General features: G+C 53.0%; 21 protein-coding genes. 9 read left to right on the forward strand and 12 right to left on the reverse strand.

Going from position 1 to position 25,625, the window contains the following annotated elements:
- Positions 1–70: 70 nt before the first annotated feature.
- The 4 genes from caiC to caiT form a co-directional block, all read right to left on the reverse strand.
- Positions 71–1,564 (reverse strand): crotonobetaine/carnitine-CoA ligase, encoded by a 1,494-nt coding sequence (caiC, locus tag RTW80_RS13190; protein WP_312719307.1) that lies wholly within the window; start codon positions 1,562–1,564, stop codon positions 71–73.
- A 73-nt stretch (positions 1,565–1,637) separates the two neighbouring features.
- Entirely contained in the window at positions 1,638–2,855 is a 1,218-nt protein-coding gene (caiB, locus tag RTW80_RS13195) for an L-carnitine CoA-transferase (RefSeq protein WP_000349936.1), read from the reverse strand.
- A 128-nt stretch (positions 2,856–2,983) separates the two neighbouring features.
- The gene (gene caiA / locus RTW80_RS13200; protein ID WP_000347117.1) at positions 2,984–4,126 is read right to left on the reverse strand and encodes a crotonobetainyl-CoA dehydrogenase; all 1,143 of its coding nucleotides are present in this window, start codon (positions 4,124–4,126) and stop codon (positions 2,984–2,986) included.
- A 30-nt stretch (positions 4,127–4,156) separates the two neighbouring features.
- Complete coding sequence (gene caiT / locus RTW80_RS13205; protein WP_000787118.1) at positions 4,157–5,671, reverse strand: L-carnitine/gamma-butyrobetaine antiporter; 1,515 nt, start codon at positions 5,669–5,671, stop codon at positions 4,157–4,159.
- A 473-nt stretch (positions 5,672–6,144) separates the two neighbouring features.
- On the opposite strand from caiT, the gene RTW80_RS13210 reads away from it, so the two are divergent.
- The 8 genes from RTW80_RS13210 to folA all read left to right on the forward strand — a co-directional run bounded on the left by RTW80_RS13210 (position 6,145) and on the right by folA (position 14,046).
- Positions 6,145–6,915: an electron transfer flavoprotein FixA gene (locus tag RTW80_RS13210; protein ID WP_000692204.1), complete on the forward strand. Its 771-nt coding sequence runs from the start codon at positions 6,145–6,147 to the stop codon at positions 6,913–6,915.
- A 14-nt stretch (positions 6,916–6,929) separates the two neighbouring features.
- On the forward strand, positions 6,930–7,871 hold the full coding sequence (locus RTW80_RS13215) for an electron transfer flavoprotein subunit alpha/FixB family protein (RefSeq protein WP_001091480.1): 942 nt from the start codon (positions 6,930–6,932) through the stop codon (positions 7,869–7,871).
- A 50-nt stretch (positions 7,872–7,921) separates the two neighbouring features.
- Positions 7,922–9,208, forward strand: a complete 1,287-nt coding sequence (locus RTW80_RS13220) for an FAD-dependent oxidoreductase (protein ID WP_001287739.1) — start codon at positions 7,922–7,924, stop codon at positions 9,206–9,208.
- Positions 9,205–9,492 carry a ferredoxin-like protein FixX gene (gene fixX / locus RTW80_RS13225; RefSeq protein ID WP_000203741.1) on the forward strand — a complete coding sequence of 96 codons (288 nt, stop codon included), beginning with the start codon at positions 9,205–9,207 and terminating at the stop codon, positions 9,490–9,492. The genes RTW80_RS13220 and fixX overlap by 4 nt, the downstream gene beginning before the upstream one ends.
- A 58-nt stretch (positions 9,493–9,550) precedes the next feature.
- Complete coding sequence (locus RTW80_RS13230) at positions 9,551–10,882, forward strand: MFS transporter (RefSeq protein WP_001183198.1); 1,332 nt, start codon at positions 9,551–9,553, stop codon at positions 10,880–10,882.
- Between the two features lie 107 nt (positions 10,883–10,989).
- Complete coding sequence (gene kefF, locus RTW80_RS13235) at positions 10,990–11,520, forward strand: glutathione-regulated potassium-efflux system oxidoreductase KefF (protein ID WP_000600735.1); 531 nt, start codon at positions 10,990–10,992, stop codon at positions 11,518–11,520.
- Positions 11,513–13,375, forward strand: coding sequence for a glutathione-regulated potassium-efflux system protein KefC (gene kefC / locus RTW80_RS13240; protein WP_001514905.1), 1,863 nt, complete (start codon positions 11,513–11,515; stop codon positions 13,373–13,375). The genes kefF and kefC overlap by 8 nt, the downstream gene beginning before the upstream one ends.
- A 191-nt stretch (positions 13,376–13,566) precedes the next feature.
- Positions 13,567–14,046 carry a type 3 dihydrofolate reductase gene (gene folA / locus RTW80_RS13245; RefSeq protein ID WP_000624375.1) on the forward strand — a complete coding sequence of 160 codons (480 nt, stop codon included), beginning with the start codon at positions 13,567–13,569 and terminating at the stop codon, positions 14,044–14,046.
- Between the two features lie 77 nt (positions 14,047–14,123).
- Here folA and apaH read toward each other — a convergent pair whose 3' ends face one another.
- Genes apaH through lptD form a run of 6 tightly spaced genes read right to left on the reverse strand, consistent with a single transcriptional unit; the run spans position 14,124 to position 20,853 of the window.
- Positions 14,124–14,966 (reverse strand): bis(5'-nucleosyl)-tetraphosphatase (symmetrical) ApaH, encoded by an 843-nt coding sequence (gene apaH / locus RTW80_RS13250; protein ID WP_000257192.1) that lies wholly within the window; start codon positions 14,964–14,966, stop codon positions 14,124–14,126.
- Positions 14,967–14,972: 6 nt separating this feature from the next.
- On the reverse strand, positions 14,973–15,350 hold the full coding sequence (apaG, locus tag RTW80_RS13255) for a Co2+/Mg2+ efflux protein ApaG (protein ID WP_000610901.1): 378 nt from the start codon (positions 15,348–15,350) through the stop codon (positions 14,973–14,975).
- A 2-nt stretch (positions 15,351–15,352) separates the two neighbouring features.
- Complete coding sequence (gene rsmA, locus RTW80_RS13260; RefSeq protein ID WP_001065381.1) at positions 15,353–16,174, reverse strand: 16S rRNA (adenine(1518)-N(6)/adenine(1519)-N(6))-dimethyltransferase RsmA; 822 nt, start codon at positions 16,172–16,174, stop codon at positions 15,353–15,355.
- Entirely contained in the window at positions 16,171–17,160 is a 990-nt protein-coding gene (pdxA, locus tag RTW80_RS13265) for a 4-hydroxythreonine-4-phosphate dehydrogenase PdxA (protein WP_000241259.1), read from the reverse strand. The genes rsmA and pdxA overlap by 4 nt, the downstream gene beginning before the upstream one ends.
- Positions 17,160–18,446: a peptidylprolyl isomerase SurA gene (gene surA / locus RTW80_RS13270; RefSeq protein ID WP_000800457.1), complete on the reverse strand. Its 1,287-nt coding sequence runs from the start codon at positions 18,444–18,446 to the stop codon at positions 17,160–17,162. The genes pdxA and surA overlap by 1 nt, the downstream gene beginning before the upstream one ends.
- 52 nt (positions 18,447–18,498) lie before the next feature.
- The gene (lptD, locus tag RTW80_RS13275; protein WP_063119249.1) at positions 18,499–20,853 is read right to left on the reverse strand and encodes an LPS assembly protein LptD; all 2,355 of its coding nucleotides are present in this window, start codon (positions 20,851–20,853) and stop codon (positions 18,499–18,501) included.
- A 254-nt stretch (positions 20,854–21,107) separates the two neighbouring features.
- Here lptD and djlA point away from each other — a divergent pair, with 254 nt between their 5' ends.
- Positions 21,108–21,923, forward strand: coding sequence for a co-chaperone DjlA (gene djlA / locus RTW80_RS13280; protein WP_001200579.1), 816 nt, complete (start codon positions 21,108–21,110; stop codon positions 21,921–21,923).
- 116 nt (positions 21,924–22,039) lie between these two features.
- Here the strand turns inward: djlA and rluA are convergent, their stop codons facing one another.
- A complete protein-coding gene (rluA, locus tag RTW80_RS13285) occupies positions 22,040–22,699 on the reverse strand; it encodes a bifunctional tRNA pseudouridine(32) synthase/23S rRNA pseudouridine(746) synthase RluA (protein WP_000525176.1) in 660 nt (219 codons plus the stop codon).
- Between the two features lie 11 nt (positions 22,700–22,710).
- Positions 22,711–25,617, reverse strand: coding sequence for an RNA polymerase-associated protein RapA (gene rapA, locus RTW80_RS13290; protein WP_001116986.1), 2,907 nt, complete (start codon positions 25,615–25,617; stop codon positions 22,711–22,713).
- Between the last annotated feature and the right edge of the window lie 8 nt (positions 25,618–25,625).

Raw genomic sequence — 25,625 nt, forward strand, 5'->3', positions numbered from 1 at the left:
CTGATAGAAACAGAAGCCACTGGAGCACCTCAAAAACACCATCATACACTAAATCAGTAAGTTGGCAGCATCACCGATAAGAGGGCACTTTAAATTTCGCCATATTTTGTTCGCAGAAGCGGAAAAATTCCTCTTCGCTCAATGTTTCACCTTCATTCAGTACCACAAATGCTTTGATGGCTTCATCGCGAATCGAATCTTTAATACCCACAACCACGATGTCCTGAATTTTCGGATGGGTGGCGATGATATTTTCCAGCTCCACGCAGGAGACATTCTCGCCACCGCGTTTGATCATATTGCAGCGGCGATCGACGAAATAAAAAAAGCCCTCTTCGTCGCGGTATCCGGTATCGCCGGTATGCAGCCAGCCATCGGCTTCCAGCACTTTCGCAGTGGCTTGTGGGTTGAGAAAGTACTCTTTGAAGATGGTTTTCCCAGGTATGCCTTTAATGCAGATTTCACCGATCTCACCAGCCGGGAGCGGGCGATTGTGATCGTCGCGGATCTCCGCTTCGTAGCAAAACCCCACCCGACCAATCGACGGCCAGCGTCGTTTATCGCCAGGACGATCGCCGATAATGCCCACAATGGTTTCCGTCATCCCATAAGACGTCAGCAAGCGAACGCCGAAGCGTTCACAAAACGCATCTTTTTCCTGCTCCGACAAGTTGAGATAAAACATCACTTCCCGCAGGCGGTGTTGCTGATCGTTCGCTGAAGGCGGCTGTACCATCAACGTACGGATCATCATCGGAATACATTCGGTAACGGTGGCGCGGTACTTCTGTACCTGTCCCCAGAAGGCGCGGGCGCTGTATTTCTCGACCAGCACAAAGGTGGCCCCGGCAGAAAACGCCGCCATCGCCGCAGTACACTGGCAATCGATATGAAACGCAGGCATTACCGTCAGGTAGACGTCATCGTCACGCAGTGCACACTGCCAGGCGGAGTAATATCCAGCGAAGCGCAGGTTGTAATGGGTAATCACCACACCTTTCGGTCGGGAGGTGGTGCCGGAGGTGAAGAGAATTTCCGCCGTATCGTCAGTCGATAGCGGCGGTGCATAGCACAAGGTGGCAGGTTGTTGATTTTTCAGTTGAGTAAACGAACTCACGCCATCATCAGCGGGAAGTGCCACATCTGTCAGGCAAATGTGCCGCAATTGAGTGGCATCTTCCTGCTGAATCTGTTGATACATAGGATAGAATTGCGCACTGGTCACCAGCAGGCACGCCTGGCTATTTTGCAGGATCCACGCGCTTTCCTCGCACAACAGGCGGGCGTTAATCGGCACCATAATCGCGCCAATTTTTGCCAGCCCGAACCAGCAAAAGATAAATTCCGGGCAGTTGTCGAGATGTAGTGCAACCTTGTCGCCTTTGCGAATCCCCAGCGTATAAAACAGGTTTGCCGTGCGGTTAATCTCCTGATTTAACTCAAGATAACTATACCGGTTAACGACTCCGCCGCTGGATTCACAAATCAGCGCCGTTTTATGACCGTAAACGTCCGCAAGATCGTCCCACATTTGACGTAGATGTTGTCCGCCAATGATATCCATTGCACCTCTATCCATTTTTGTTCGTTTGTTATTGGGCGGGCGCTAGTCAGGCAAGCCGACTGACGCCACGCGTTTAGTCCTCAACTTTGGCCAGACCTTTGCTGACCAACTCCTGAATGTCGTTTTCGCTGTAGCCGATATTTTTCAAAATGGCAGCCGTGTCCATGCCATGTGAGGGCATTCCGCGCCAGATTTGTCCGGGGTTATTTTTGAATTTCGGCATGATGTTCGGCCCTTTGCAGGTGCGACCATCCATCGTTTGCCACTGAGTGATTGATTCGCGAGCCACATACTGTGGATTGCTTTCCAGTTCCGGTACGGTCAGCACTTTGGCGCAGGCGATATTCAGTTCAGCAAAGCGTTCTTTTACTTCCGCGATGGTATGTGTCGCCAGCCAGGCATCGAGTTTCTCTTCAACCAGTGGGCCGTAAGGGCATTCGATACGGTGGATAAGCTGAGTGCCTTCCGGGATTTCTGGCGTGCCAAGCAGATGTGCGAGGCCAATATCTTTAAAGCACTCTTCAATTTGGGTAATGCCCACCAGTTCCATCACGATGTAGCCGTCGGCACATTTATACAGACCGCAACCGGCGTAGTAGGGATCTTTACCTTTGCTCATGCGCGGGCACATTTCGCCGCCGTTGAAGTAATCCATCATGAAGTACTGGCCCATACGCAGCATCACTTCATACATGGCGATGTCGATACTTTCGCCTTTACCGGTTTCACGCACTTTATGCAGTGCTGCCAGCGCCGCCGTGGTGGCGGTCAGGCCAGAAAAGTAATCGGCGGTATACGGGAAGGCAGGCATTGGCTGGTCAACATCACCGTTCTGAATCAGGTAACCACTAAAGGCCTGGGCGATAGTGTTATAGGCCGGAAGATTGGTGTACTCCTCGGTGCCGTACTGACCAAAACCGGACAGGTGAGCGATAACCAGTTTCGGGTTGTGCTGCCACAGTACTTCATCGGTAATGCCACGACGGGCAAAGGCCGGACCTTTACTGGCTTCGATGAAGATATCGGTGGTTTCCATTAATTTCAGAAACGCTTCGCGGCCTTCATCTTTGAAAATATTTAACGACAGCGCGTGCAAATTGCGGCGGGAGAGTTGCGGGTAGTTCGGTTGAACGCGAATGGTGTCGGCCCAGGCGACGTTCTCGATCCAGATAACTTCCGCGCCCCATTCTGCGAACATTTGCCCGGCAAACGGTCCGGCGATTTCGATACCGGAGAAGACAACGCGCAATCCGGCCAACGGCCCGAATTTCGGCATGGGTAGATGATCCATTATTTGCTCCTGAAAAATTTATGTAGCGCATGACTGCCGGATGCGGCGTAAACGCTTTATCCGGCCTACATTCGTGCTCCCGTAGGCCTGATAAGACGCATCAGCGTCGCATCAGGCAGCGCACGGACTTAGCGGTATTGCTTCAGCACCGCACGACCCAGCGTCAGGATCTGCATTTCGTCAGATCCCCCGGAGACGCGGTCTACACGCAGATCACGCCAGAAGCGGCTGATGCGGTGGTTGCCCGCAATCCCGACACCGCCCAGCACCTGCATTGCGCTATCCACAACTTCAAATGCCGCATTGGCGCAGAAGTATTTGCACATCGCTGCATCGCCAGAGGTGATGGTGCCGTTGTCTGCTTTCCACGCTGCTTCATACAGCATGTTTTTCATGGAGTTTAATTTGATCGCCATGTGGGCGAATTTTTCCTGAATCAACTGGAAACGACCAATAGCCTCGCCAAACTGCACGCGCTGATTGGCGTAGCGCGCCGCATCTTCAAAGGCGCACATCGCCGTACCGTAGTTGGTGAGGGCTACCAGGAAACGTTCATGGTCGAACTCTTCTTTGACGCGGTTAAAGCCGTTACCTTCCCGACCGAACATGTCTTTCTCGTCCAGTTCCACGTCGTCAAAGGTGATTTCACAGCAGCTATCCATACGCAGACCGAGCTTTTCAAGTTTGGTCACTTTGATGCCCGGTTTGCTCATATCAACAAACCATTCGGTGTAGACAGGTTTGTCCGGAGAAGCCCCGTCGCGCGCCATCACCACGATGTACGGGGTGTAGGCGCTGCTGGTAATAAAACACTTACTACCATTAAGATAAATCTTACCATTTCTACGGGTATAAGTCGTTTTCAGGCTACCCACGTCGGAGCCCGCGCCCGGTTCGGTAATCGCTGAGTTCCACATCTGCTTACCGGTGCCGCGGAAAGCCATAATTTTGTCGATCTGCTCTTGTGTGCCTTCGCGCAGGAAGGTGTTGAACCCGCCCGGCAACTGGTACAGCACATAGGTTGGTGCCCCCAGACGTCCCAGCTCCATCCACACGGCGGCGAGAGTAACAAACCCCGCGTCCAGACCACCGTGCTCTTCAGGGATCAGCAGACTGTCGATACCCATATCCGCCAGTGCTTTGACAAAACGTTCCGGGTAGACGCTGTCACGGTCGCACTCGGCAAAATAGGCCTCCCAGTTTTCGCTGGCCATCAGTTCGCGGATACCGGCGACAAACAGTTCCTGCTCATCATTTAAATTAAAATCCATCTTTCAACCTCTTGATATTTTGGGGGTTAATTAATCTTTCCAGTTCTGTTTCGCGTCTTTAATAAAGGAGAGCGTCACCATAATGTTGACGAAGAACAGCGGGCATCCTCCGGCGATAATGGCGGTTTGAATCGGTTTCAGGCCGCCGAGCGCCAGCAGAACAATACCGATAATGCCAACCAGAATTGACCAACCGATACGCACCAGCAGCGGTGGTTCTTCACCATCGCGTACTTCGCGGCAAGTGGACATCGCCAGGGTATAAGAGCAGGCGTTAACCAGCGTAACGGTGGCAATAAAGCAGAGGATGAAGAAGCCCCACATGGTGGCGGTGCTGAGTGGCAGAGCGGCCCAGGTTTCGATGATGGCGCGCGCCACACCGTACTGTTCGATCAGATTTGGAATGTTGATGATGTTTTTATCCATCAACAGCAGAGTGTTACTACCGAGCACGGTCCACAGGATCCAGGTTGACGCTGTCAGCCCCAGCACCATGCCGAAGCACAGTTCACGCACAGTACGACCACGGGAGATGCGGGCGAGGAAGATACTCATCTGGATGGCGTAAATCACCCACCATGCCCAGTAGAACACGGTCCAGCCCTGCGGGAAGCCGCCTTTAGCGATGGGATCGGTATAGAACAACATGCGCGGCAGATACATCAGCAACATCCCCACCGAATCGGTGAAGTAGTTCATGATGAAGCTGGCACCGCTGACAATGAACACCCAACCCAGCATCAGGAAGCTCAGGTAACTACGCACGTCACTGGCGATACGTACCCCTTTTTGCAGACCGCAAGCGACGCAAATGGCGTTGAGGATAATCCAGCAGGTAATGATGATAGCGTCCAGTTGCAGGGTATGCGGAATGCCAAACAACCATTGCATACACTCGGTCACCAGCGGCGTGGCAAGGCCCAGACTGGTACCCATCGCGAAGATCAAGGCGACGAGATAGAAGTTGTCGACGATAGTGCCGAACAACCCTTTGACGTGTTTTTCACCTACCAGCGGCACCAGTGTCGAGCTGGGGCGAATCACTTCCATTTTGCGGACAAAGAAGAAGTAAGCGAAGGCGACTGAAAGGAAGCTGTAAGTGGCCCACGGCAGAGGTCCCCAGTGGAACAAGCTGTAAGCCAGCCCCAACTCTTTCGCGCCTGTCGAGTTCGGTTCTAAGCCAAACGGCGGGGTGGAGATGTAGTAGTAGATCTCAATCGATCCCCAGAACAGTACGGCAGCAGACGTACAGGAGGCGAACATCATAAAGATCCAACTGGCGGTACTAAATTCAGGTGGTTCGTTACCTAAACGCTTTTTGGCATACGGGCCAAACACCAGCCAGAACCAACCGAAAAGCATCACCACCATATACCATTCAAATGCCCATCCCCATACATTGGTGACGTAACTGAATACAGCATTAATAACGACATTCGCTGCATCCAGATCTCTGACTGTAAGCCAACAAAGTATGCCGACGATTATTAACGGCGGAAAGAAAACCTTCGGTTCTATTCCCGTTTTTCTCTTTTCATTCTTCATGAGTTAATTCCACTGTGAAAACGAATATTTATTTTGCGTTCCCGTTTGTTTTATTTTTGTTAACATTTAATATAATTATTATTAACCTCGTGGACGCGTTAATGGCTAACTCATAATGGGTATTCAATAAGCTGCATTCTGTGATTGTTATCACGTTTTTGTTTCGGGTGAATAGAGGGCGCTTTTCTCGTTAATTTTGATTATTAATCAGTTTGTTATGTTTTGTTGTGAGTAAAAAAATAGCATCTGACTTTCAATATTGGTGATCCATAAAGCAATATTGAAAATTTCTTTTTGCTACGCCATTTTTTCAATATTGGTGAGGAACTTAACAATATTGAAAGTTGAATTTATCTGCGTGTGACATTTTCAATATTGGTGATTAAAGTTTTATTTCCAAATTAAAGGGCGTGATATCTGTAATTAACACCACCGATATGAACGACGTTTACTTCATGATTTCTGGAGATGCAATGAAGATTATTACTTGCTATAAGTGCGTGCCTGATGAACAGGATATTGCGGTCAATAATGCTGATGGTTCATTAGACTTCAGCAAAGCCGATGCCAAAATAAGCCAATACGATCTGAACGCTATTGAAGCGGCTTGCCAGCTAAAGCAACAGGCAGCAGAGGCGCAGGTGACGGCCTTAAGTGTGGGCGGTAAAGCCCTGACCAACGCCAAAGGGCGTAAAGATGTGCTATCGCGCGGCCCGGATGAACTGATTGTGGTGATTGATGACCAGTTCGAGCAGGCACTGCCGCAACAAACGGCGAGCGCACTGGCTGCAGCCGCCCAGAAAGCAGGCTTTGATTTGATCCTCTGTGGCGATGGTTCTTCCGACCTTTATGCCCAGCAGGTTGGTCTGCTGGTGGGCGAAATCCTCAATATTCCGGCAGTTAACGGCGTCAGCAAAATTATCTCCCTGACGGCAGATACCCTCACCGTTGAGCGCGAACTGGAAGATGAAACAGAAACGTTAAGCATTCCGCTGCCTGCGGTTGTTGCTGTTTCCACTGATATCAACTCCCCACAAATTCCTTCGATGAAAGCCATTCTCGGCGCGGCGAAAAAGCCAGTCCAGGTATGGTCGGCGGCGGATATCGGTTTTAACGCAGAGGCAGCCTGGTCAGAACAACAGGTTGCCGCGCCGAAACAGCGCGAGCGTCAGCGCATCGTGATTGAAGGCGACGGCGAAGAACAGATCGCCGCATTTGCTGAAAATCTTCGCAAAGTCATTTAATTACAGGGGATGCTATGAACACGTTTTCTCAAGTCTGGGTATTCAGCGATACCCCTTCTCGTCTGCCGGAACTGATGAACGGTGCGCAGGCTTTAGCTAATCAAATCAATGCCTTTGTCCTCAATGATGCCGACGGCGCACAGGCAATCCAGCTCGGCGCTAATCATGTCTGGAAATTAAACGGCAAACCGGACGATCGGATGATCGAAGATTACGCCGGTGTCATGGCTGACACTATTCGCCAGCACGGCGCAGACGGTCTGGTGCTGTTGCCAAACACCCGTCGCGGCAAATTACTGGCGGCAAAACTGGGTTATCGCCTTAAAGCGGCGGTGTCTAACGATGCCAGCACCGTCAGCGTACAGGACGGTAAAGCGACAGTGAAACACATGGTTTACGGCGGTCTGGCGATTGGCGAAGAACGCATTGCCACGCCGTATGCGGTACTGACCATCAGCAGCGGCACGTTCGATGCGGCTCAGCCAGACGCGTCACGCACTGGTGAAACGCACACCGTGGAGTGGCAGGCTCCGGCTGTGGCGATTACCCGCACGGCAACCCAGGCGCGCCAGAGCAACAGCGTCGATCTCGACAAAGCCCGTCTGGTAGTCAGCGTCGGTCGCGGCATTGGCAGCAAAGAGAACATTGCGCTGGCAGAACAGCTTTGCAAGGCGATAGGTGCGGAGTTGGCCTGTTCTCGTCCGGTGGCGGAAAACGAAAAATGGATGGAGCACGAACGCTATGTCGGTATCTCCAACCTGATGCTGAAACCTGAATTGTATCTGGCGGTGGGGATCTCCGGGCAGATCCAGCACATGGTTGGTGCTAATGCATCGCAAACCATTTTCGCCATCAATAAAGATAAAAATGCGCCGATCTTCCAGTACGCGGATTACGGCATTGTTGGCGATGCCGTGAAGATCCTTCCGGCACTGACCGCAGCTTTAGCGCGTTGATCCACTCTGGCAGGGCTGCATTACGGCTCTGCCGCTGACAGGGAGCTCTTATGTCCGAAGATATCTTTGACGCCATCATCGTCGGTGCAGGGCTTGCCGGTTCGGTTGCCGCACTGGTGCTCGCCCGCGAAGGGGCGCAAGTGTTAGTTATCGAGCGTGGCAATTCCGCAGGTGCCAAGAACGTTACTGGCGGGCGTCTCTATGCCCACAGTCTGGAACACATTATTCCAGGTTTCGCTGAATCCGCCCCCGTAGAACGCCTGATCACCCATGAAAAACTCGCGTTTATGACGGAAAAGTCAGCGATGACTATGGACTACTGCAACGGTGACGAAACCTCGCCATCCCAGCGTTCTTACTCCGTTTTGCGCAGTAAATTTGATGCCTGGTTGATGGAGCAGGCCGAAGAAGCGGGCGCGCAGTTAATTACCGGGATCCGTGTCGATAACCTCGTACAGCGCGATGGCAAAGTCGTCGGTGTAGAAGCCGATGGCGATGTGATTGAAGCGAAAACGGTGATCCTTGCTGATGGGGTGAACTCCATCCTTGCCGAAAAATTGGGGATGGCAAAACGCGTCAAACCGACGGATGTGGCGGTTGGCGTGAAGGAACTGATCGAGTTACCGAAGTCGGTTATTGAAGACCGTTTTCAGTTGCAGGGTAATCAGGGGGCGGCTTGCCTGTTTGCGGGATCACCCACCGATGGCCTGATGGGCGGCGGTTTTCTTTATACCAATGAAAACACCCTGTCGCTGGGGCTGGTTTGTGGTCTGCATCATCTGCATGACGCGAAAAAATCGGTGCCGCAAATGCTGGAAGATTTCAAACAGCATCCGGCAGTTGCACCGCTGATCGCGGGCGGCAAGCTGGTGGAATATTCCGCTCACGTAGTGCCGGAAGCAGGCATCAACATGCTGCCGGAGTTGGTTGGTGACGGCGTATTGATTGCCGGTGATGCCGCCGGAATGTGTATGAACCTCGGTTTTACCATTCGCGGTATGGATCTGGCGATTGCCGCCGGGGAAGCCGCAGCAAAAACCGTGCTTTCAGCGATGAAAAGCGACGATTTCAGTAAGCAAAAACTGGCGGAATATCGTCAGCATCTTGAGAGTGGTCCGCTGCGCGATATGCGTATGTATCAGAAACTACCGGCGTTCCTTGATAACCCACGCATGTTTAGCGGCTACCCGGAACTGGCGGTGGGCGTGGCGCGTGACCTGTTCACCATTGACGGCAGTGCGCCAGAACTGATGCGCAAGAAAATCCTCCGCCACGGTAAGAAAGTGGGCTTCATCAATCTAATCAAGGATGGCATGAAAGGAGTGACCGTTTTATGACTTCTCCCGTCAATGTGGACGTCAAACTGGGCGTCAATAAATTCAATGTCGATGAAGAGCATCCGCACATTGTTGTGAAGGCCGATGCTGATAAACAGGCGCTGGAGCTGCTGGTGAAAGCGTGCCCCGCAGGTCTGTACAAGAAGCAGGATGACGGCAGTGTGCGCTTCGATTACGCCGGATGTCTGGAGTGCGGCACCTGTCGCATTCTGGGGCTGGGGTCGGCGCTGGAACAGTGGGAATACCCGCGCGGCACCTTTGGTGTGGAGTTCCGTTACGGCTGATGTTGGTTTGATACGTAACGCCGTACTGACTCTCATTGCAAAAAAACAGGAATAACCCATGCAACCGTCCAGAAACTTTGACGATCTCAAATTCTCCTCTATTCACCGCCGCATTTTGCTGTGGGGAAGCGGTGGTCCGTTTCTGGATGGTTATGTACTGGTAATGATTGGCGTGGCGCTGGAGCAACTGACCCCGGCGCTGAAACTGGACGCTGACTGGATTGGCTTGCTGGGCGCGGGAACGCTCGCCGGGCTGTTCGTTGGCACATCGCTGTTTGGCTATATCTCCGATAAAGTCGGACGGCGCAAAATGTTCCTCATTGATATCATCGCCATCGGCGTGATATCGGTGGCGACGATGTTTGTTTCATCCCCCGTCGAACTGTTGGTGATGCGGGTACTTATCGGCATTGTCATCGGTGCAGATTATCCCATCGCCACCTCAATGATCACCGAGTTCTCCAGTACCCGTCAGCGGGCGTTTTCCATCAGCTTTATTGCCGCGATGTGGTATGTCGGCGCGACCTGTGCCGATCTGGTCGGCTACTGGCTTTATGATGTGGAAGGCGGCTGGCGCTGGATGCTGGGTAGCGCGGCGATCCCCTGTTTGTTGATTTTGATTGGTCGATTCGAACTGCCTGAATCTCCCCGCTGGTTATTACGCAAAGGGCGAGTAAAAGAGTGCGAAGAGATGATGATCAAACTGTTTGGCGAACCGGTGGCTTTCGATGAAGAGCAGCCGCAGCAAACCCGTTTTCGCGATCTGTTTAATCGCCGCCATTTTCCTTTTGTTCTGTTTGTTGCCGCCATCTGGACCTGCCAGGTGATCCCAATGTTCGCCATTTACACCTTTGGCCCGCAAATCGTTGGTTTGTTGGGATTGGGGGTTGGCAAAAACGCGGCGCTGGGAAACGTGGTGATTAGCCTGTTCTTTATGCTCGGCTGTATTCCGCCGATGCTGTGGCTAAACACTGCCGGACGGCGTCCATTGTTGATTGGCAGCTTTGCCATGATGACGCTGGCGCTGGCGGTTTTGGGGCTGATCCCGGATATGGGGATCTGGCTGGTAGTGATGGCCTTTGCGGTGTATGCCTTTTTCTCTGGCGGGCCGGGTAATTTGCAGTGGCTCTATCCTAATGAACTCTTCCCGACAGATATCCGCGCCTCTGCCGTGGGCGTGATTATGTCTTTAAGTCGTATTGGCACCATTGTTTCGACCTGGGCACTACCGATCTTTATCAATAATTACGGTATCAGTAACACGATGCTAATGGGGGCGGGTATCTCGCTGTTTGGCTTGTTGATTTCCGTAGCGTTTGCCCCGGAGACTCGAGGGATGTCACTGGCGCAGACCAGCAATATGACGATCCGCGGGCAGAGAATGGGGTAAATTGTTCAGATTTCTCTCTTTTCTGAATCAATATTATTGACTATAAGCCGCGTGAATATATGACTACACTTTGTGGGAAAACAAAGGCGTAATCACGCGGGCTACCTATGATTCTTATAATTTATGCGCATCCGTATCCGCATCATTCCCATGCGAATAAACGGATGCTTGAACAGGCAAGGACGCTGGAAGGCGTCGAAATTCGCTCTCTTTATCAACTCTATCCTGACTTCAATATCGATATTGCCGCCGAGCAGGAGGCGCTGTCTCGCGCCGATCTGATCGTCTGGCAGCATCCGATGCAGTGGTACAGCATTCCTCCGCTTCTTAAACTTTGGATCGATAAAGTTTTGTCGCACGGCTGGGCTTACGGTCACGGCGGCAAGGCGCTGCATGGCAAACATTTGCTGTGGGCGGTGACGACCGGCGGCGGGGAAAGCCATTTTGAAATTGGTGCGCATCCGGGCTTTGATGTGCTGTCGCAGCCGCTACAGGCGACGGCAATCTACTGCGGGCTGAACTGGCTGCCACCGTTTGCCATGCACTGCACCTTTATTTGTGACGACGAAACCCTCGAAGGGCAGGCGCGTCACTATAAGCAACGTCTGCTGGAATGGCAGGAGGCCCATCATGGATAGCCATACGCTGATTCAGGCGCTGATTTATCTCGGTTCGGCAGCGCTGATTGTACCCATTGCGGTACGTCTTGGTCTGGGATCGGTACTTGGCTACCTGATCGCCGGCTGCATTATTGGCCCGTGGGGGCTGCGACTGGTGACCGATGCCGAATCTATTCTGCACTTTGCCGAGATTGGGGTGGTGCTGATGCTGTTTATTATCGGCCTCGAACTCGATCCACAAAGGCTGTGGAAGCTGCGTGCGGCAGTGTTCGGCGGTGGCGCATTGCAGATGGTGATTTGCGGCGGCCTGCTGGGGCTGTTCTGCATGTTACTTGGGCTGCGCTGGCAGGTCGCGGAATTGATCGGCATGACGCTGGCGCTCTCCTCTACGGCGATTGCCATGCAGGCGATGAATGAACGCAATCTGATGGTGACGCAAATGGGTCGCAGTGCCTTTGCGGTGCTGCTGTTCCAGGATATCGCGGCGATCCCGCTGGTGGCGATGATTCCGCTACTGGCAACGAGCAGTGCCTCGACGACGATGGGCGCATTTGCTCTCTCGGCGTTAAAAGTGGCGGGTGCGCTGGTGCTGGTGGTATTGCTGGGGCGCTATGTCACGCGTCCGGCGCTGCGTTTTGTAGCCCGCTCTGGCTTGCGGGAAGTGTTTAGTGCCGTGGCGTTATTCCTCGTGTTTGGCTTTGGTTTGCTGCTGGAAGAGGTCGGCTTGTCGATGGCGATGGGCGCGTTTCTGGCGGGCGTACTGCTGACAAGCTCGGAATACCGTCATGCGCTGGAGAGCGATATCGAACCATTTAAAGGTTTGCTGTTGGGGCTGTTTTTCATCGGTGTTGGCATGTCGATAGACTTTGGCACGCTGCTTGAAAACCCATTGCGCATTGTCATTTTGCTGCTCGGTTTCCTCATCATCAAAATCGCCATGCTGTGGCTGATTGCCCGACCGTTGCAAGTGCCAAATAAACAGCGTCGTTGGTTTGCGGTGTTGTTAGGGCAGGGCAGTGAGTTTGCCTTTGTGGTATTTGGCGCGGCGCAGATGGCGAATGTGCTGGAGCCGGAGTGGGCGAAATCGCTGACCCTGGCGGTGGCGCTGTCGATGGCAGCAACGCCGATTCTGCTGGTGATCCTCAATCGCCTTGAGCAATCTTCTACTGAGGAAGCGCGTGAAGCCGATGAGATCGACGAAGAACAGCCGCGCGTGATTATCGCCGGATTCGGTCGTTTTGGGCAGATTACCGGACGTTTACTGCTCTCCAGCGGGGTGAAAATGGTGGTACTCGATCACGATCCGGACCATATCGAAACCTTGCGTAAATTTGGTATGAAAGTGTTTTATGGCGATGCCACGCGGATGGATTTACTGGAATCTGCCGGAGCGGCGAAAGCGGAAGTGCTGATTAACGCCATCGACGATCCGCAAACCAACCTGCAACTGACAGAGATGGTGAAAGAACATTTCCCGCATTTGCAGATTATTGCCCGCGCCCGCGATGTCGACCACTACATTCGTTTGCGTCAGGCAGGCGTTGAAAAGCCGGAGCGTGAAACCTTCGAAGGTGCGCTGAAAACCGGGCGTCTGGCACTGGAAAGTTTAGGTCTGGGGCCGTATGAAGCGCGAGAACGTGCCGATGTGTTCCGCCGCTTTAATATTCAGATGGTGGAAGAGATGGCAATGGTTGAGAACGACACCAAAGCCCGCGCGGCGGTCTATAAACGCACCAGCGCGATGTTAAGTGAGATCATTACCGAGGACCGCGAACATCTGTCATTAATTCAACGACATGGCTGGCAGGGAACCGAAGAAGGTAAACATACCGGCAACATGGCGGATGAACCGGAAACGAAACCCTCATCCTAATAAAGAGTGACGTAAATCACACTTTACAGCTAACTGTTTGTTTTTGTTTCATTGTAATCCGGCGAGTCCAGGGAGAGAGCGTGGACTCGCCAGCAGAATATAAAATTTTCCTCAACATCATCCTCGCACCAGTCGACGACGGTTTACGCTTTACGTATAGTGGCGACAATTTTTTTTATCGGGAAATCTCAATGATCAGTCTGATTGCGGCGTTAGCGGTAGATCGCGTTATCGGCATGGAAAACGCCATGCCGTGGAACCTGCCTGCCGATCTCGCCTGGTTTAAACGCAACACCTTAAATAAACCCGTGATTATGGGCCGCCATACCTGGGAATCAATCGGTCGTCCGTTGCCAGGACGCAAAAATATTATCCTCAGCAGTCAACCGGGTACGGACGATCGCGTAACGTGGGTGAAGTCGGTGGATGAAGCCATCGCGGCGTGTGGTGACGTACCAGAAATCATGGTGATTGGCGGCGGTCGCGTTTATGAACAGTTCTTGCCAAAAGCGCAAAAACTGTATCTGACGCATATCGACGCAGAAGTGGAAGGCGACACCCATTTCCCGGATTACGAGCCGGATGACTGGGAATCGGTATTCAGCGAATTCCACGATGCTGATGCGCAGAACTCTCACAGCTATTGCTTTGAGATTCTGGAGCGGCGGTAATTTTGTATAGAATTTACGGCTAGTGCCGGATGCGACGCCGGTCGCGTCTTATCCGGCCTTCCTATATCAGGCTGTGTTTAAGACGCCGCCGCTTCGCCCAAATCCTTATGCCGGTTCGACGGCTGGACAAAATACTGTTTATCTTCCCAGCGCAGGCAGGTTAATGTACCACCCCAGCAGCAGCCGGTATCCAGCGCGTATATACCTTCCGGCGTACCTTTGCCCTCCAGCGATGCCCAGTGACCAAAGGCGATGCTGTATTCTTCAGCGACAGGGCCAGGAATCGCAAACCACGGTTTCAGTGGGGCAGGGGCCTCTTCCGGCGATTCTTTGCTGTACATATCCAGTTGACCGTTCGGGAAGCAAAAACGCATACGGGTAAAAGCGTTGGTGATAAAACGCAGTCTTCCCAGCCCCCGCAATTCCGGTGACCAGTTATTTGGCATATCGCCGTACATAGCGTCGAGAAAGAAGGGATAGGAGTCACTCGATAGCACCGCTTCTACATCGCGCGCGCACTCTTTGGCGGTCTGTAGATCCCACTGCGGCGTGATCCCTGCGTGGGCCATCACCAACTTTTTCTCTTCGTCGATTTGCAGCAAAGGCTGGCGACGCAGCCAGTTAAGCAGCTCGTCGGCATCCGGCGCTTCCAGCAGCGGTGTCAGGCGATCTTTCGGTTTATTGCGGCTGATCCCGGCAAATACCGCCAGCAGATGCAGATCGTGATTGCCCAGCACCAGACGTACGCTGTCGCCTAAGGATTTCACATAGCGCAGAACATCCAGCGAACCCGGGCCGCGCGCGACCAGATCGCCCGTTAGCCAGAGGGTATCTTTCCCAGGGGTAAATTCTACTTTATGCAGCAATGCGATCAGTTCATCGTAACAACCATGAACGTCGCCAATAAGGTATGTCGCCATATTCTTTTAATGAATGAGTGTGGGAACGGCGAGTCGGAATACGGGAATGTCGATGCTGAAAGGGACGCCATTTTCATCGATCATTTCGTAGTGACCCTGCATGGTGCCCAGCGGGGTTTCAATGATTGCACCGCTGGTGTACTGGTACTCTTCGCCAGGCGCGATAAGTGGCTGGACGCCAACCACTCCTTCGCCCTGGACTTCGGTTTCACGGCCATTGCCATTGGTGATCAGCCAGTAACGCCCCAACAACTGCACTGGCGCTCGCCCCAGATTGCGTATGGTTACGGTATAAGCAAAAACGTAACGTTCATTATCAGGTGAAGATTGTGCCTCAATGTAGACGCTTTGAACCTGAATACACACTCGGGGCGAATTGATCATCGTTAACTCTCCTGCAAAGGCGCGTTCTCCGCCAGATAGTTCGCCATCTGGCAATATTGCGCGACAGAGATATTTTCCGCTCGCATCGCCGGGTCGATCCCCATTCCCGTTAACACCTCGACGCTAAACAGGTTGCCGAGGCTGTTACGGATGGTTTTACGACGCTGGTTAAAGGCTTCGGTGGTGATGCGGCTCAACACACGAACATCTTTAACCGGGTGAGGCATCGTTGCATGAGGAACCAGGCGCACGACGGCGGAATCCACTTTGGGTGGTGGTGTAAAGGCTGACGGCGGTACTTCCAGCACTGGGATCACGTTGCAATAGTATTGCGCCATAACGCTTAATCGACCATACGCTTTGCTGTTCGGTCCTGCAACCAGACGATTCACCACCTCTTTTTGCAACATAAAGTGCATGTCGGCAATGGCATCAGTATAGCTAAACAGATGGAACATCAACGGCGTGGAGATGTTATAAGGCAGGTTGCCGAAAACACGCAGCGGCTGACCCATTTTCTCGGCCAGTTCGCCAAAGTTAAAGGTCATCGCATCCTGCTGATAAATCGTCAGTTTCGGGCCTAAGAATGGATGCGTTTGCAGACGTGCCGCCAGATCGCGGTCAAGTTCGATGACCGTCAGCTGGTCCAGACGTTCGCCGACCGGCTCGGTCAATGCCGCCAGACCGGGGCCGATTTCGACCATTGCCTGGCCCTTTTGCGGGTTAATGGCAGAAACAATGCTGTCGATCACGAACTGATCGTTGAGAAAGTTTTGCCCGAAGCGTTTACGGGCTAAGTGGCCCTGGTGGACTCGATTATTCATTGGGTGTTAACAATCATTTTGATGGCGAGATTAAGCGCCGTAATAAAACTGCCGACATCGGCTTCGCCACGTCCCGCCAGTTCAAGCGCGGTGCCGTGGTCCACTGATGTGCGAATAAAGGGCAGGCCCAGCGTAATGTTCACACCGCGCCCGAAGCCCTGGTATTTTAGCACGGGAAGACCCTGATCGTGGTACATCGCCAGCACGGCGTCGGCGTTATCGAGATATTTCGGCTGAAACAGGGTATCGGCAGGCAGCGGCCCGTTGAGTTTCATCCCCTGCGCCCGCAGCTCGTCGAGCACCGGAATAATGGTGTCTATCTCTTCCGTACCCATATGACCGCCTTCGCCCGCGTGCGGATTCAGCCCGCAGACCAGAATGCGCGGTTCGGCAATACCAAATTTTGTACGCAAATCGTGATGCAAAATAGCAATCACTTCGTGCAAAAGTGCAGGGGTGATAGCATCTGCGATATCGCGCAGCGGTAAATGCGTCGTTGCCAGCGCCACGCGAAGTTCTTCGGTCGCCAGCATCATCACCACTTTTTTCGCCTGCGAACGCTCTTCGAAAAACTCGGTATGACCGGTAAACGGAATGCCTGCGTCGTTAATGACGCCTTTATGCACGGGGCCTGTGATCAGCGCAGCAAATTCACCGTTCAGACAGCCATCACACGCTCGCGCCAGCGTCTCCACCACGTAATGTCCATTTTCAATCGCTAACTGCCCCGCAGTGACAGATTCACGTAGCGCGACAGGAAGTAGCGTTAATGTGCCCGTAGTTTGCGGTTGTGCAGGGGAGTTGGGGGAATAAGGGCGGAGGGTGAGCGGCAAACCGAGCATCGCTGCCCGGTCGGTAAGGAGAGTGGCATCGGCACAAACAACCAGTTCGACCGGCCACTCACGCTGTGCAAGCTGGACAACTAAGTCCGGGCCAATCCCGGCGGGCTCGCCGGGAGTGATCACAACACGTTGGGTTTTAACCATTAGTTGCTCAGGATTTTAACGTAGGCGCTGGCACGTTGTTCCTGCATCCAGCTTGCTGCTTCTTCCGAGAACTTACGGTTCATCAGCATGCGGTATGCACGATCTTTCTGCGCAGCGTCGGTTTTATCGACATTACGGGTATCCAGCAGTTCGATTAAATGCCAGCCGAATGAAGAGTGAACCGGTGCACTCATTTGACCTTTGTTCAGGCGAGTCAGGGCGTCACGGAAGGCCGGATCGAAAATATCTGGTGTAGCCCAGCCGAGATCGCCGCCCTGGTTAGCAGAGCCTGGATCCTGAGAGAACTCTTTCGCTGCGGCAGCAAAAGTCGTTTTACCACTCTTGATATCAGCAGCAATCTGTTCCAGTTTCACACGGGCCTGTTCGTCAGTCATGATCGGCGACGGTTTCAGCAGAATATGGCGAGCATGAACTTCGGTCACCGAGATATTTTTGCTTTCGCCGCGCAGGTCGTTAACTTTCAGAATATGGAAGCCAACGCCGGAACGAATCGGGCCAACAATGTCGCCTTTCTTCGCGGTGCTTAATGCCTGGGCGAAGATCCCGGGCAACTCCTGAATACGGCCCCAGCCCATCTGGCCGCCGTTCAGCGCCTGCTGGTCGGCAGAATGAGCAATCGCCAGCTTACCGAAATCAGCGCCGTTACGCGCCTGATCGACAATGGCGCGCGCCTGGCTTTCCGCTTCGTTCACCTGATCAGAGGTCGGGTTTTCCGGCAGCGGGATCAGGATGTGGCTCAGGTTCAGCTCAGTGCTGGCGTCGTTTTGGTTACCCACCTGCTGCGCCAGGGATTCGACTTCCTGCGGCAGGATGGTGATGCGACGACGCACCTCGTTGTTACGCACTTCAGAGATAATCATCTCTTTGCGGATCTGGTTACGATAGGTGTTGTAGTTCAGTCCATCGTAAGCCAGACGGCTGCGCATCTGATCCAGCGTCATGTTGTTCTGTTTCGCGATGTTAGCAATCGCCTGATCCAGCTGCTCATCGGAGATTTTCACTCCCATTTTCTGCCCCATCTGCAGGATGATTTGATCCATGATCAAACGTTCCATGATTTGGTGGCGCAGCGTCGCGTCATCAGGAAGTTGCTGCCTTGCCTGAGCAGCGTTCAGTTTTACCGACTGCATTAATCCATCAACGTCGCTTTCCAGCACGACGCCGTTATTGACGACGGCTGCGACTTTATCGACTACCTGGGGGGCAGCGAAACTGGTATTCGCGATCATGGCGATACCGAGAAGCAGCGTTTTCCAGTTCTTCATACTTTTTCCATTTCAATTAACCGCACTGCGGATTACGTGGTAAATCAACAAATCACAAAGTGTTTTGATACGGCAGAATGTTCGAACGCAGCATCTCTTGCGTACCCAGACCGTAGTTGGAGCTCAGGCCGCGAAGTTCGATGTTAAAGCCGATTGCGTTGTCATATACCGCATGTTGTTTATCGTTATCCCAACCGTTCAGCTTCCGCTCGTAACCGACGCGAATTGCATAGCAGCAGGAGCTGTATTGCACACCTAACATAGAGTCGGCTTGCTTGTTAGCATTGGTGTCGTAGTAGTAGGCCCCAACAATGGACCAACGATCGGCAATTGGCCAGCTGGCGACAGCACCTACCTGCGAAATACCATTCTTATATTGCTCAGCAGTGGAATAGTACTTAGGCAGCGTAGCCTGAATATATTCCGGGCTGGCGTAACGGTAATTCAGCTGTACCAGACGGTCTTCATCCCGACGGTATTCAATGCTGGAGTTACTGGTCGCTACGTTATCCAGACGTGTATCGTACTGAATCCCGCCACGCAATCCCCAACGCTCGGAGATACGCCAGTAAGTATCGCCTGCCCACACCAGTGAACCCGTTTTGTCGTCATTCTCCCATGTTATGTTGTCATCGCCAGTGCGAGACTCCGTGAAATAGTAGATTTGACCAACGGAAATATTAAAACGTTCAACGGCAGCATCATCATATATGCGAGATGTGACACCGGTCGTCACCTGGTTAGCGGAGGCAATACGGTCAAGACCGCCGTAAGTCCGGTCCCGGAACAGGCCAGAGTAGTCAGATTGCAGCAGAGACGAGTCGTAGTTATAGATGTCGCTCTGATCGCGATACGGCACGTACAAATACTGCGCGCGCGGTTCCAGCGTTTGGGTATAACCCGGAGCCAGCATTTCCATATCGCGTTCAAAGACCATTTTGCCGTCAACTTTGAATTGCGGCATTACGCGGTTAACGGATTCGTCCAGCTTGGTCGTGTTTCTGGAGTTATACCAGTCAAGATTGGTTTGCTGATAATGGGTTGCCAGCATCTTCGCTTCGGTATTGATGCTGCCCCAGTTATTAGAGAGCGGCAAATTGATGGTCGGTTCCAGGTGAACACGGGTTGCTTCAGGCATGTCGTCTCTGGTGTTAACAAAGTGCACTGCCTGGCCGTAAATACGCGTATCAAACGGACCAACATCATTCTGGTAGTAATTAACGTCTAACTGCGGCTCTGCCGAGTAGCTACTGGTGTTCTGTTCGCTGAAAACCTGGAACTGCTTGGTTGAAACGGTGGCATTGAAGTTTTGCACCGCATAGCCAACGCTGAATTTTTGCGTTGCGTAGCCGTCAGTACTGGAACCGTACTTGTTATCGAAATCATTGAAGTAGCTAGGATCGCTGACCTTGGTGTAGTCGACGTTGAAACGCCACACCTGATCCATGACCCCGGAGTGGTTCCAGTAGAATAACCAACGACGTGAACTGTCATCGTTCGGGTGTTCATCTTCATAGACTTTATCTGAAGGCAGATAGTCCAGTTCCATCAAGCCAGCGCCCGCCTGGGAGAGGTAGCGGAATTCGTTCTCCCACATGATGTTGCCACGACGATGCATATAATGCGGCGTGATGGTGGCATCCATATTTGGCGCGATGTTCCAGTAATATGGCAGGTAGAACTCAAAGTAGTTGGTGGTGGTGTACTTGGCGTTCGGGATCAAGAAACCAGAGCGACGTTTGTCACCCACCGGCAACTGCAAATAGGGGCTATAAAAGATCGGTACCGGACCCACCTTAAAGCGGGCGTTCCAGATCTCCGCAACTTGTTCTTCGCGGTCATGAATAATTTCGCTACCTACCACGCTCCAGGTGTCAGAACCCGGCAGACAGGAGGTAAAGCTACCGTTATCCAGAATGGTATAGCGGTTTTCGCCACGTTGTTTCATCAGGTCCGCTTTACCGCGACCCTGGCGACCCACCATCTGGTAATCACCTTCCCAGACGTTGGTATCTTTGGTGTTCAGATTCGCCCAGCCTTTCGGCCCTTTGAGGATCACCTGGTTATCGTCGTAATGGACATTACCGAGCGCATCAACGGTACGTACCGGCTCCGGTTGTCCTGGTGCCTCTTTTTGATGGAGCTGCACTTCGTCGGCCTGCAGACGGCTGTTACCCTGCATGATATCCACGCTGCCAGTAAACACGGCGTCATCCGGGTAGTCCCCTTTCGCGTGGTCAGCATTGATAGTCACGGGTAAGTCATTGGTATCGCCCTGTACCAGAGGACGGTCATAGCTTGGCACGCCCAACATGCACTGTGAGGCGAGGTCGGCTGCCAGTCCCTGTTGACTATAAAGGGCGGTGGCAATCATGGTGGCCAGGAGAGTGGGGATACGTTTTTTCATACGTTGATTTTATTGTTCCATCATCGGTAACGTTGCGCGTGACAAACGGTCAGAGACTAACGTACTCGTCATCTCTACGCTAGTGTTAATCCTGTCCGAATAGCGTCAGTGGTGTTAGGCACGGCATTGAATGACAGGTATGATAATGCAAATTATAGGCGATGTCCCACAATTGACCGCAGCCGGAAAACGGTAAAAGCACCTTTATATTGTGGGAGATAGCCCTGATATCCGTGTGTCGATTTGGGGAATATATGCAGTATTGGGGAAAAATCATTGGCGTGGCCGTGGCCTTACTGATGGGCGGCGGCTTTTGGGGCGTAGTGTTAGGCCTGTTAATAGGCCATATGTTTGATAAAGCCCGTAGCCGTAAAATGGCGTGGTTCGCCAACCAGCGTGAGCGTCAGGCGCTGTTTTTTGCCACCACTTTTGAAGTGATGGGGCATTTAACCAAATCCAAAGGTCGCGTCACGGAGGCTGATATTCATATCGCCAGCCAGTTGATGGACCGAATGAACCTTCATGGCGCTTCCCGTACTGCGGCGCAAAATGCGTTCCGGGTGGGAAAATCAGACAATTACCCGCTGCGCGAAAAGATGCGCCAGTTTCGCAGTGTCTGCTTTGGTCGTTTTGACTTAATTCGTATGTTTCTGGAGATCCAGATTCAGGCGGCGTTTGCTGATGGTTCACTGCACCCGAATGAACGGGCGGTGCTGTATGTCATTGCAGAAGAATTAGGGATCTCCCGCGCTCAGTTTGACCAGTTTTTGCGCATGATGCAGGGCGGTGCACAGTTTGGCGGCGGTTATCAGCAGCAAACTGGCGGTGGTAACTGGCAGCAAGCGCAGCGTGGCCCAACGCTGGAAGATGCCTGTAATGTGCTGGGCGTGAAGCCGACGGATGATGCGACCACCATCAAACGTGCCTACCGTAAGCTGATGAGTGAACACCATCCCGATAAGCTGGTGGCGAAAGGTTTGCCGCCTGAGATGATGGAGATGGCGAAGCAGAAAGCGCAGGAAATTCAGCAGGCATATGAGCTGATAAAGCAGCAGAAAGGGTTTAAATAAGTTTTAAACTGTAGGCCTGATAAGACGCGGCCCGCGTCGCATCAGGCAATCGGCGCACAATTGCCGGATGCGGCGTGAACGCCTTATCCGCCTACCGAACTGCGCCAGCGTGACGATTAAAAATCCGCTGGCGCTTTAAACGTCATACTATTGCCATACGCCGGATGGGTAATCGTCAACATCTCTGCATGTAGCAACAAACGCGGTGCCATCGCTCTCGCTTCTGGTGATGCATAAAAACGATCGCCGAGAATCGGATGACCCAGCGCCAGCATATGCACACGCAGCTGATGCGAACGCCCGGTAATCGGTTTTAACACCACTCTTGCCGTGTTATCCGCCGCATACTCCACCACTTCATATTCCGTCTGCGCAGGTTTACCCGTTTCGTAACAGACTTTCTGTTTCGGGCGGTTTGGCCAGTCGCAAATCAGCGGCAGATCCACCAGACCTTCCGCAGGGGATGGATGCCCCCAGACGCGGGCTACATACTGCTTTTTCGGCTCGCGCTCGCGGAACTGGCGTTTTAACTCCCGCTCCGCGGCTTTGGTCAGCGCCACTACAATCACGCCGCTGGTAGCCATATCCAGACGATGCACCGATTCTGCCTGCGGATAATCACGCTGAATGCGCGTCATCACGCTGTCTTTGTGCTCTTCCAGACGACCCGGCACCGACAACAAACCGCTCGGCTTGTTGACCACCATAATATGGTCATCCTGATACAGGATAACCAACCAGGGTTCCTGCGGTGGATTGTAGTTTTCCATCCCCATTTTCGGCTCCGTTACTGATGCGTTACAACGATCAAACGCAGGGCATCCAGACGCCAACCTGCCTGATCCAGGCTTTCCATTACCTGCTGACGGTTGCTCTCAATGGCGGTCAGTTCGTCGTCACGAATGTTCGGGTTCACTGCACGCAGAGCTTCCAGACGAGACAGCTCGGCAGACAGTTTTTCGTCGGCTTCGTTACGCGCTGCATCAATCAATGCACGGGCAGATTTCTCGATCTGCGCTTCACCCAGTTGAAGGATAGCGTGAACATCCTGCTGCACGGCGTTAACCAGTTTGCTGCCGGTGTGACGGTTAACCGCGTTAAGCTGGCGGTTAAAGGTTTCAAACTCTACCTGCGCCGCCAGGTTGTTGCCGTTTTTATCCAGCAGCATACGTACCGGCGTCGGTGGCAGGAAGCGGTTGAGCTGCAACTGCTTCGGAGCCTGGGCTTCAACCACATAAATCAGTTCCACCAACAGCGTACCTACCGGCAACGCTTTGTTTTTTAACAGTGAAATCGTGCTGCTACCGGTATCGCCAGAAAGGATCAGATCCAGACCGTTGCGGATCAGCGGATGCTCCCAGGTAATAAACTGTGCATCTTCACGCGCCAGTGCCACTTCACGATCAAAGGTGATGGTGATGCCATCTTCCGACAGGCCAGGGAAGTCCGGCACCAGCATATGATCGGACGGCGTCAGCACGATCATGTTGTCGCCGCGATCGTCCTGATTGATACCGATAATATCGAACAGGTTCATGGCGAAGGCGATCAGGTTGGTATCGTCATCCTGCTCTTCAATGCTTTCTGCCAGTGCCTGGGCTTTTTCGCCACCGTTGGAGTGGATTTCCAGCAGGCGGTCACGACCCTGTTCCAGTTGTGCTTTCAGCGCTTCATGTTGCTCGCGGCAGTTTTTGATCAGATCGTCAAAGCCTTCGGTTTGATCCGGTGAAGCCAGATAGTTAATCAGATCGTTGTATACGCTATCGTAAATAGTGCGTCCGGTCGGGCAGGTGTGCTCGAATGCATCCAGACCTTCGTGATACCAGCGCACCAGCACCGACTGAGCGGTTTTCTCCAGATAAGGCACATGGATCTGAATATCGTGCGCCTGACCGATACGATCCAGACGACCAATACGCTGCTCCAGCAGATCCGGGTTGAATGGCAGATCAAACATTACCATGTGGCTGGCGAACTGGAAGTTACGTCCTTCAGAACCGATTTCTGAGCACAGCAGTACCTGTGCGCCGGTGTCTTCTTCGGCAAACCAGGCGGCAGCGCGGTCACGTTCGATAATCGACATACCTTCGTGGAACACCGCAGCGCGAATACCTTCACGTTCGCGCAGTACCTGCTCCAGTTGCAGCGCAGTGGCAGCTTTGGCGCAGATCACCAGCACTTTCTGAGAGCGATGGCTGGTCAGGTAGCCCATCAGCCACTCAACGCGCGGATCGAAGTTCCACCAGGTGGCGTTATCACCTTCAAATTCCTGATAAATACGCTCCGGGTAGAGCATATCGCGAGCACGATCTTCCGCACTTTTACGTGCGCCCATAATGCCGGAGACTTTAATAGCCGTCTGATACTGCGTCGGTAGCGGCAGTTTAATGGTGTGCAGCTCGCGTTTCGGGAATCCTTTCACACCGTTACGGGTGTTACGGAACAGCACGCGGCTGGTGCCGTGGCGATCCATCAGCATCGAAACCAGTTCCTGACGGGCGCTCTGGGCATCTTCGCTGTCGCTGTTTGCTGCTTGCAACAGCGGCTCGATATCCTGCTCGCCGATCATCTCGCCAAGCATGTTCAGTTCGTCATTGCTCAGTTTGTTACCTGCCAGCAGCATGGCAACGGCGTCCGCAACCGGACGATAATTTTTCTGCTCTTCAACGAACTGCGCAAAATCGTGGAAACGGTTCGGGTCCAGCAGACGCAGACGGGCGAAGTGGCTTTCCATTCCCAACTGTTCCGGGGTTGCGGTCAGCAGCAGAACGCCCGGCACGTGCTCTGCCAGTTGTTCAATAGCCTGATATTCGCGGCTCGGCGCGTCTTCGCTCCACACCAGGTGATGCGCTTCATCGACCACCAGCAGGTCCCATTCGGCTTCACAGAGATGTTCCAGGCGCTGTTTGCTACGACGGGCAAAATCCAGCGAGCAAATCACCAGCTGTTCGGTGTCGAACGGGTTGTAAGCATCGTGCTGAGCTTCGGCATAACGCTCATCATCAAACAGCGCAAAACGCAGGTTGAAACGGCGCAGCATTTCTACCAGCCACTGATGCTGTAAGGTTTCCGGGACGATAATCAGCACACGTTCAGCAGCGCCAGAGAGCAGTTGCTGATGCAGGATCATCCCGGCTTCAATGGTTTTCCCTAAACCCACTTCGTCAGCCAGCAGGACGCGCGGCGCGTGGCGGCGGCCAACATCATGAGCGATGTTGAGCTGGTGCGGGATCAGGCTGGTACGCTGACCGCGCAGGCCGCTGTAAGGCATACGGAACTGTTCGCTGGAATATTTACGCGCGCGATAACGCAGCGCAAAGCGGTCCATACGGTCAATCTGCCCGGCAAACAGACGGTCCTGCGGTTTGCTGAACACCAGTTTGCTATCAAGGAAAACTTCACGCAGGGCTACGCAGGACTCTTCAGTATCCAGGCGAGTACCGATATAGGTCAGCAAGCCATTTTCTTCTTTTACTTCTTCGACTTGCATCTGCCAGCCGTCATGGCTGGTAATGGTATCACCAGGGTTGAACATCACGCGGGTCACGGGGGAATCACTGCGTGCGTACAGACGGTTTTCACCAGTAGATGGGAAAAGTAAAGTGACAGTTCGCGCATCCACCGCGACAACGGTTCCAAGTCCCAATTCGCTTTCTGTATCGCTGATCCAGCGTTGACCAAGTGTAAAAGGCATATGTGTTC

It is taken from the genome of Escherichia sp. AM3 (genome assembly GCF_032029835.1).
In the GTDB taxonomy this organism is placed as follows: domain Bacteria; phylum Pseudomonadota; class Gammaproteobacteria; order Enterobacterales; family Enterobacteriaceae; genus Escherichia; species Escherichia coli.

Coding starts and splice junctions, on each gene's coding strand:
- caiC (WP_312719307.1), bottom strand. CDS start 1,564: ATGGATATCATTGGCGGACAACATCTACGTCAAATGTGGGACGATCTT.
- fixX (WP_000203741.1), top strand. CDS start 9,205: ATGACTTCTCCCGTCAATGTGGACGTCAAACTGGGCGTCAATAAATTC.
- rluA (WP_000525176.1), bottom strand. CDS start 22,699: ATGGGGATGGAAAACTACAATCCACCGCAGGAACCCTGGTTGGTTATC.
- kefC (WP_001514905.1), top strand. CDS start 11,513: ATGGATAGCCATACGCTGATTCAGGCGCTGATTTATCTCGGTTCGGCA.
- rapA (WP_001116986.1), bottom strand. CDS start 25,617: ATGCCTTTTACACTTGGTCAACGCTGGATCAGCGATACAGAAAGCGAA.
- djlA (WP_001200579.1), top strand. CDS start 21,108: ATGCAGTATTGGGGAAAAATCATTGGCGTGGCCGTGGCCTTACTGATG.
- RTW80_RS13230 (WP_001183198.1), top strand. CDS start 9,551: ATGCAACCGTCCAGAAACTTTGACGATCTCAAATTCTCCTCTATTCAC.
- pdxA (WP_000241259.1), bottom strand. CDS start 17,160: ATGGTTAAAACCCAACGTGTTGTGATCACTCCCGGCGAGCCCGCCGGG.
- rsmA (WP_001065381.1), bottom strand. CDS start 16,174: ATGAATAATCGAGTCCACCAGGGCCACTTAGCCCGTAAACGCTTCGGG.
- caiA (WP_000347117.1), bottom strand. CDS start 4,126: ATGGATTTTAATTTAAATGATGAGCAGGAACTGTTTGTCGCCGGTATC.
- kefF (WP_000600735.1), top strand. CDS start 10,990: ATGATTCTTATAATTTATGCGCATCCGTATCCGCATCATTCCCATGCG.
- RTW80_RS13210 (WP_000692204.1), top strand. CDS start 6,145: ATGAAGATTATTACTTGCTATAAGTGCGTGCCTGATGAACAGGATATT.
- caiB (WP_000349936.1), bottom strand. CDS start 2,855: ATGGATCATCTACCCATGCCGAAATTCGGGCCGTTGGCCGGATTGCGC.
- caiT (WP_000787118.1), bottom strand. CDS start 5,671: ATGAAGAATGAAAAGAGAAAAACGGGAATAGAACCGAAGGTTTTCTTT.
- RTW80_RS13220 (WP_001287739.1), top strand. CDS start 7,922: ATGTCCGAAGATATCTTTGACGCCATCATCGTCGGTGCAGGGCTTGCC.
- apaH (WP_000257192.1), bottom strand. CDS start 14,966: ATGGCGACATACCTTATTGGCGACGTTCATGGTTGTTACGATGAACTG.
- apaG (WP_000610901.1), bottom strand. CDS start 15,350: ATGATCAATTCGCCCCGAGTGTGTATTCAGGTTCAAAGCGTCTACATT.
- RTW80_RS13215 (WP_001091480.1), top strand. CDS start 6,930: ATGAACACGTTTTCTCAAGTCTGGGTATTCAGCGATACCCCTTCTCGT.
- lptD (WP_063119249.1), bottom strand. CDS start 20,853: ATGAAAAAACGTATCCCCACTCTCCTGGCCACCATGATTGCCACCGCC.
- folA (WP_000624375.1), top strand. CDS start 13,567: ATGATCAGTCTGATTGCGGCGTTAGCGGTAGATCGCGTTATCGGCATG.
- surA (WP_000800457.1), bottom strand. CDS start 18,446: ATGAAGAACTGGAAAACGCTGCTTCTCGGTATCGCCATGATCGCGAAT.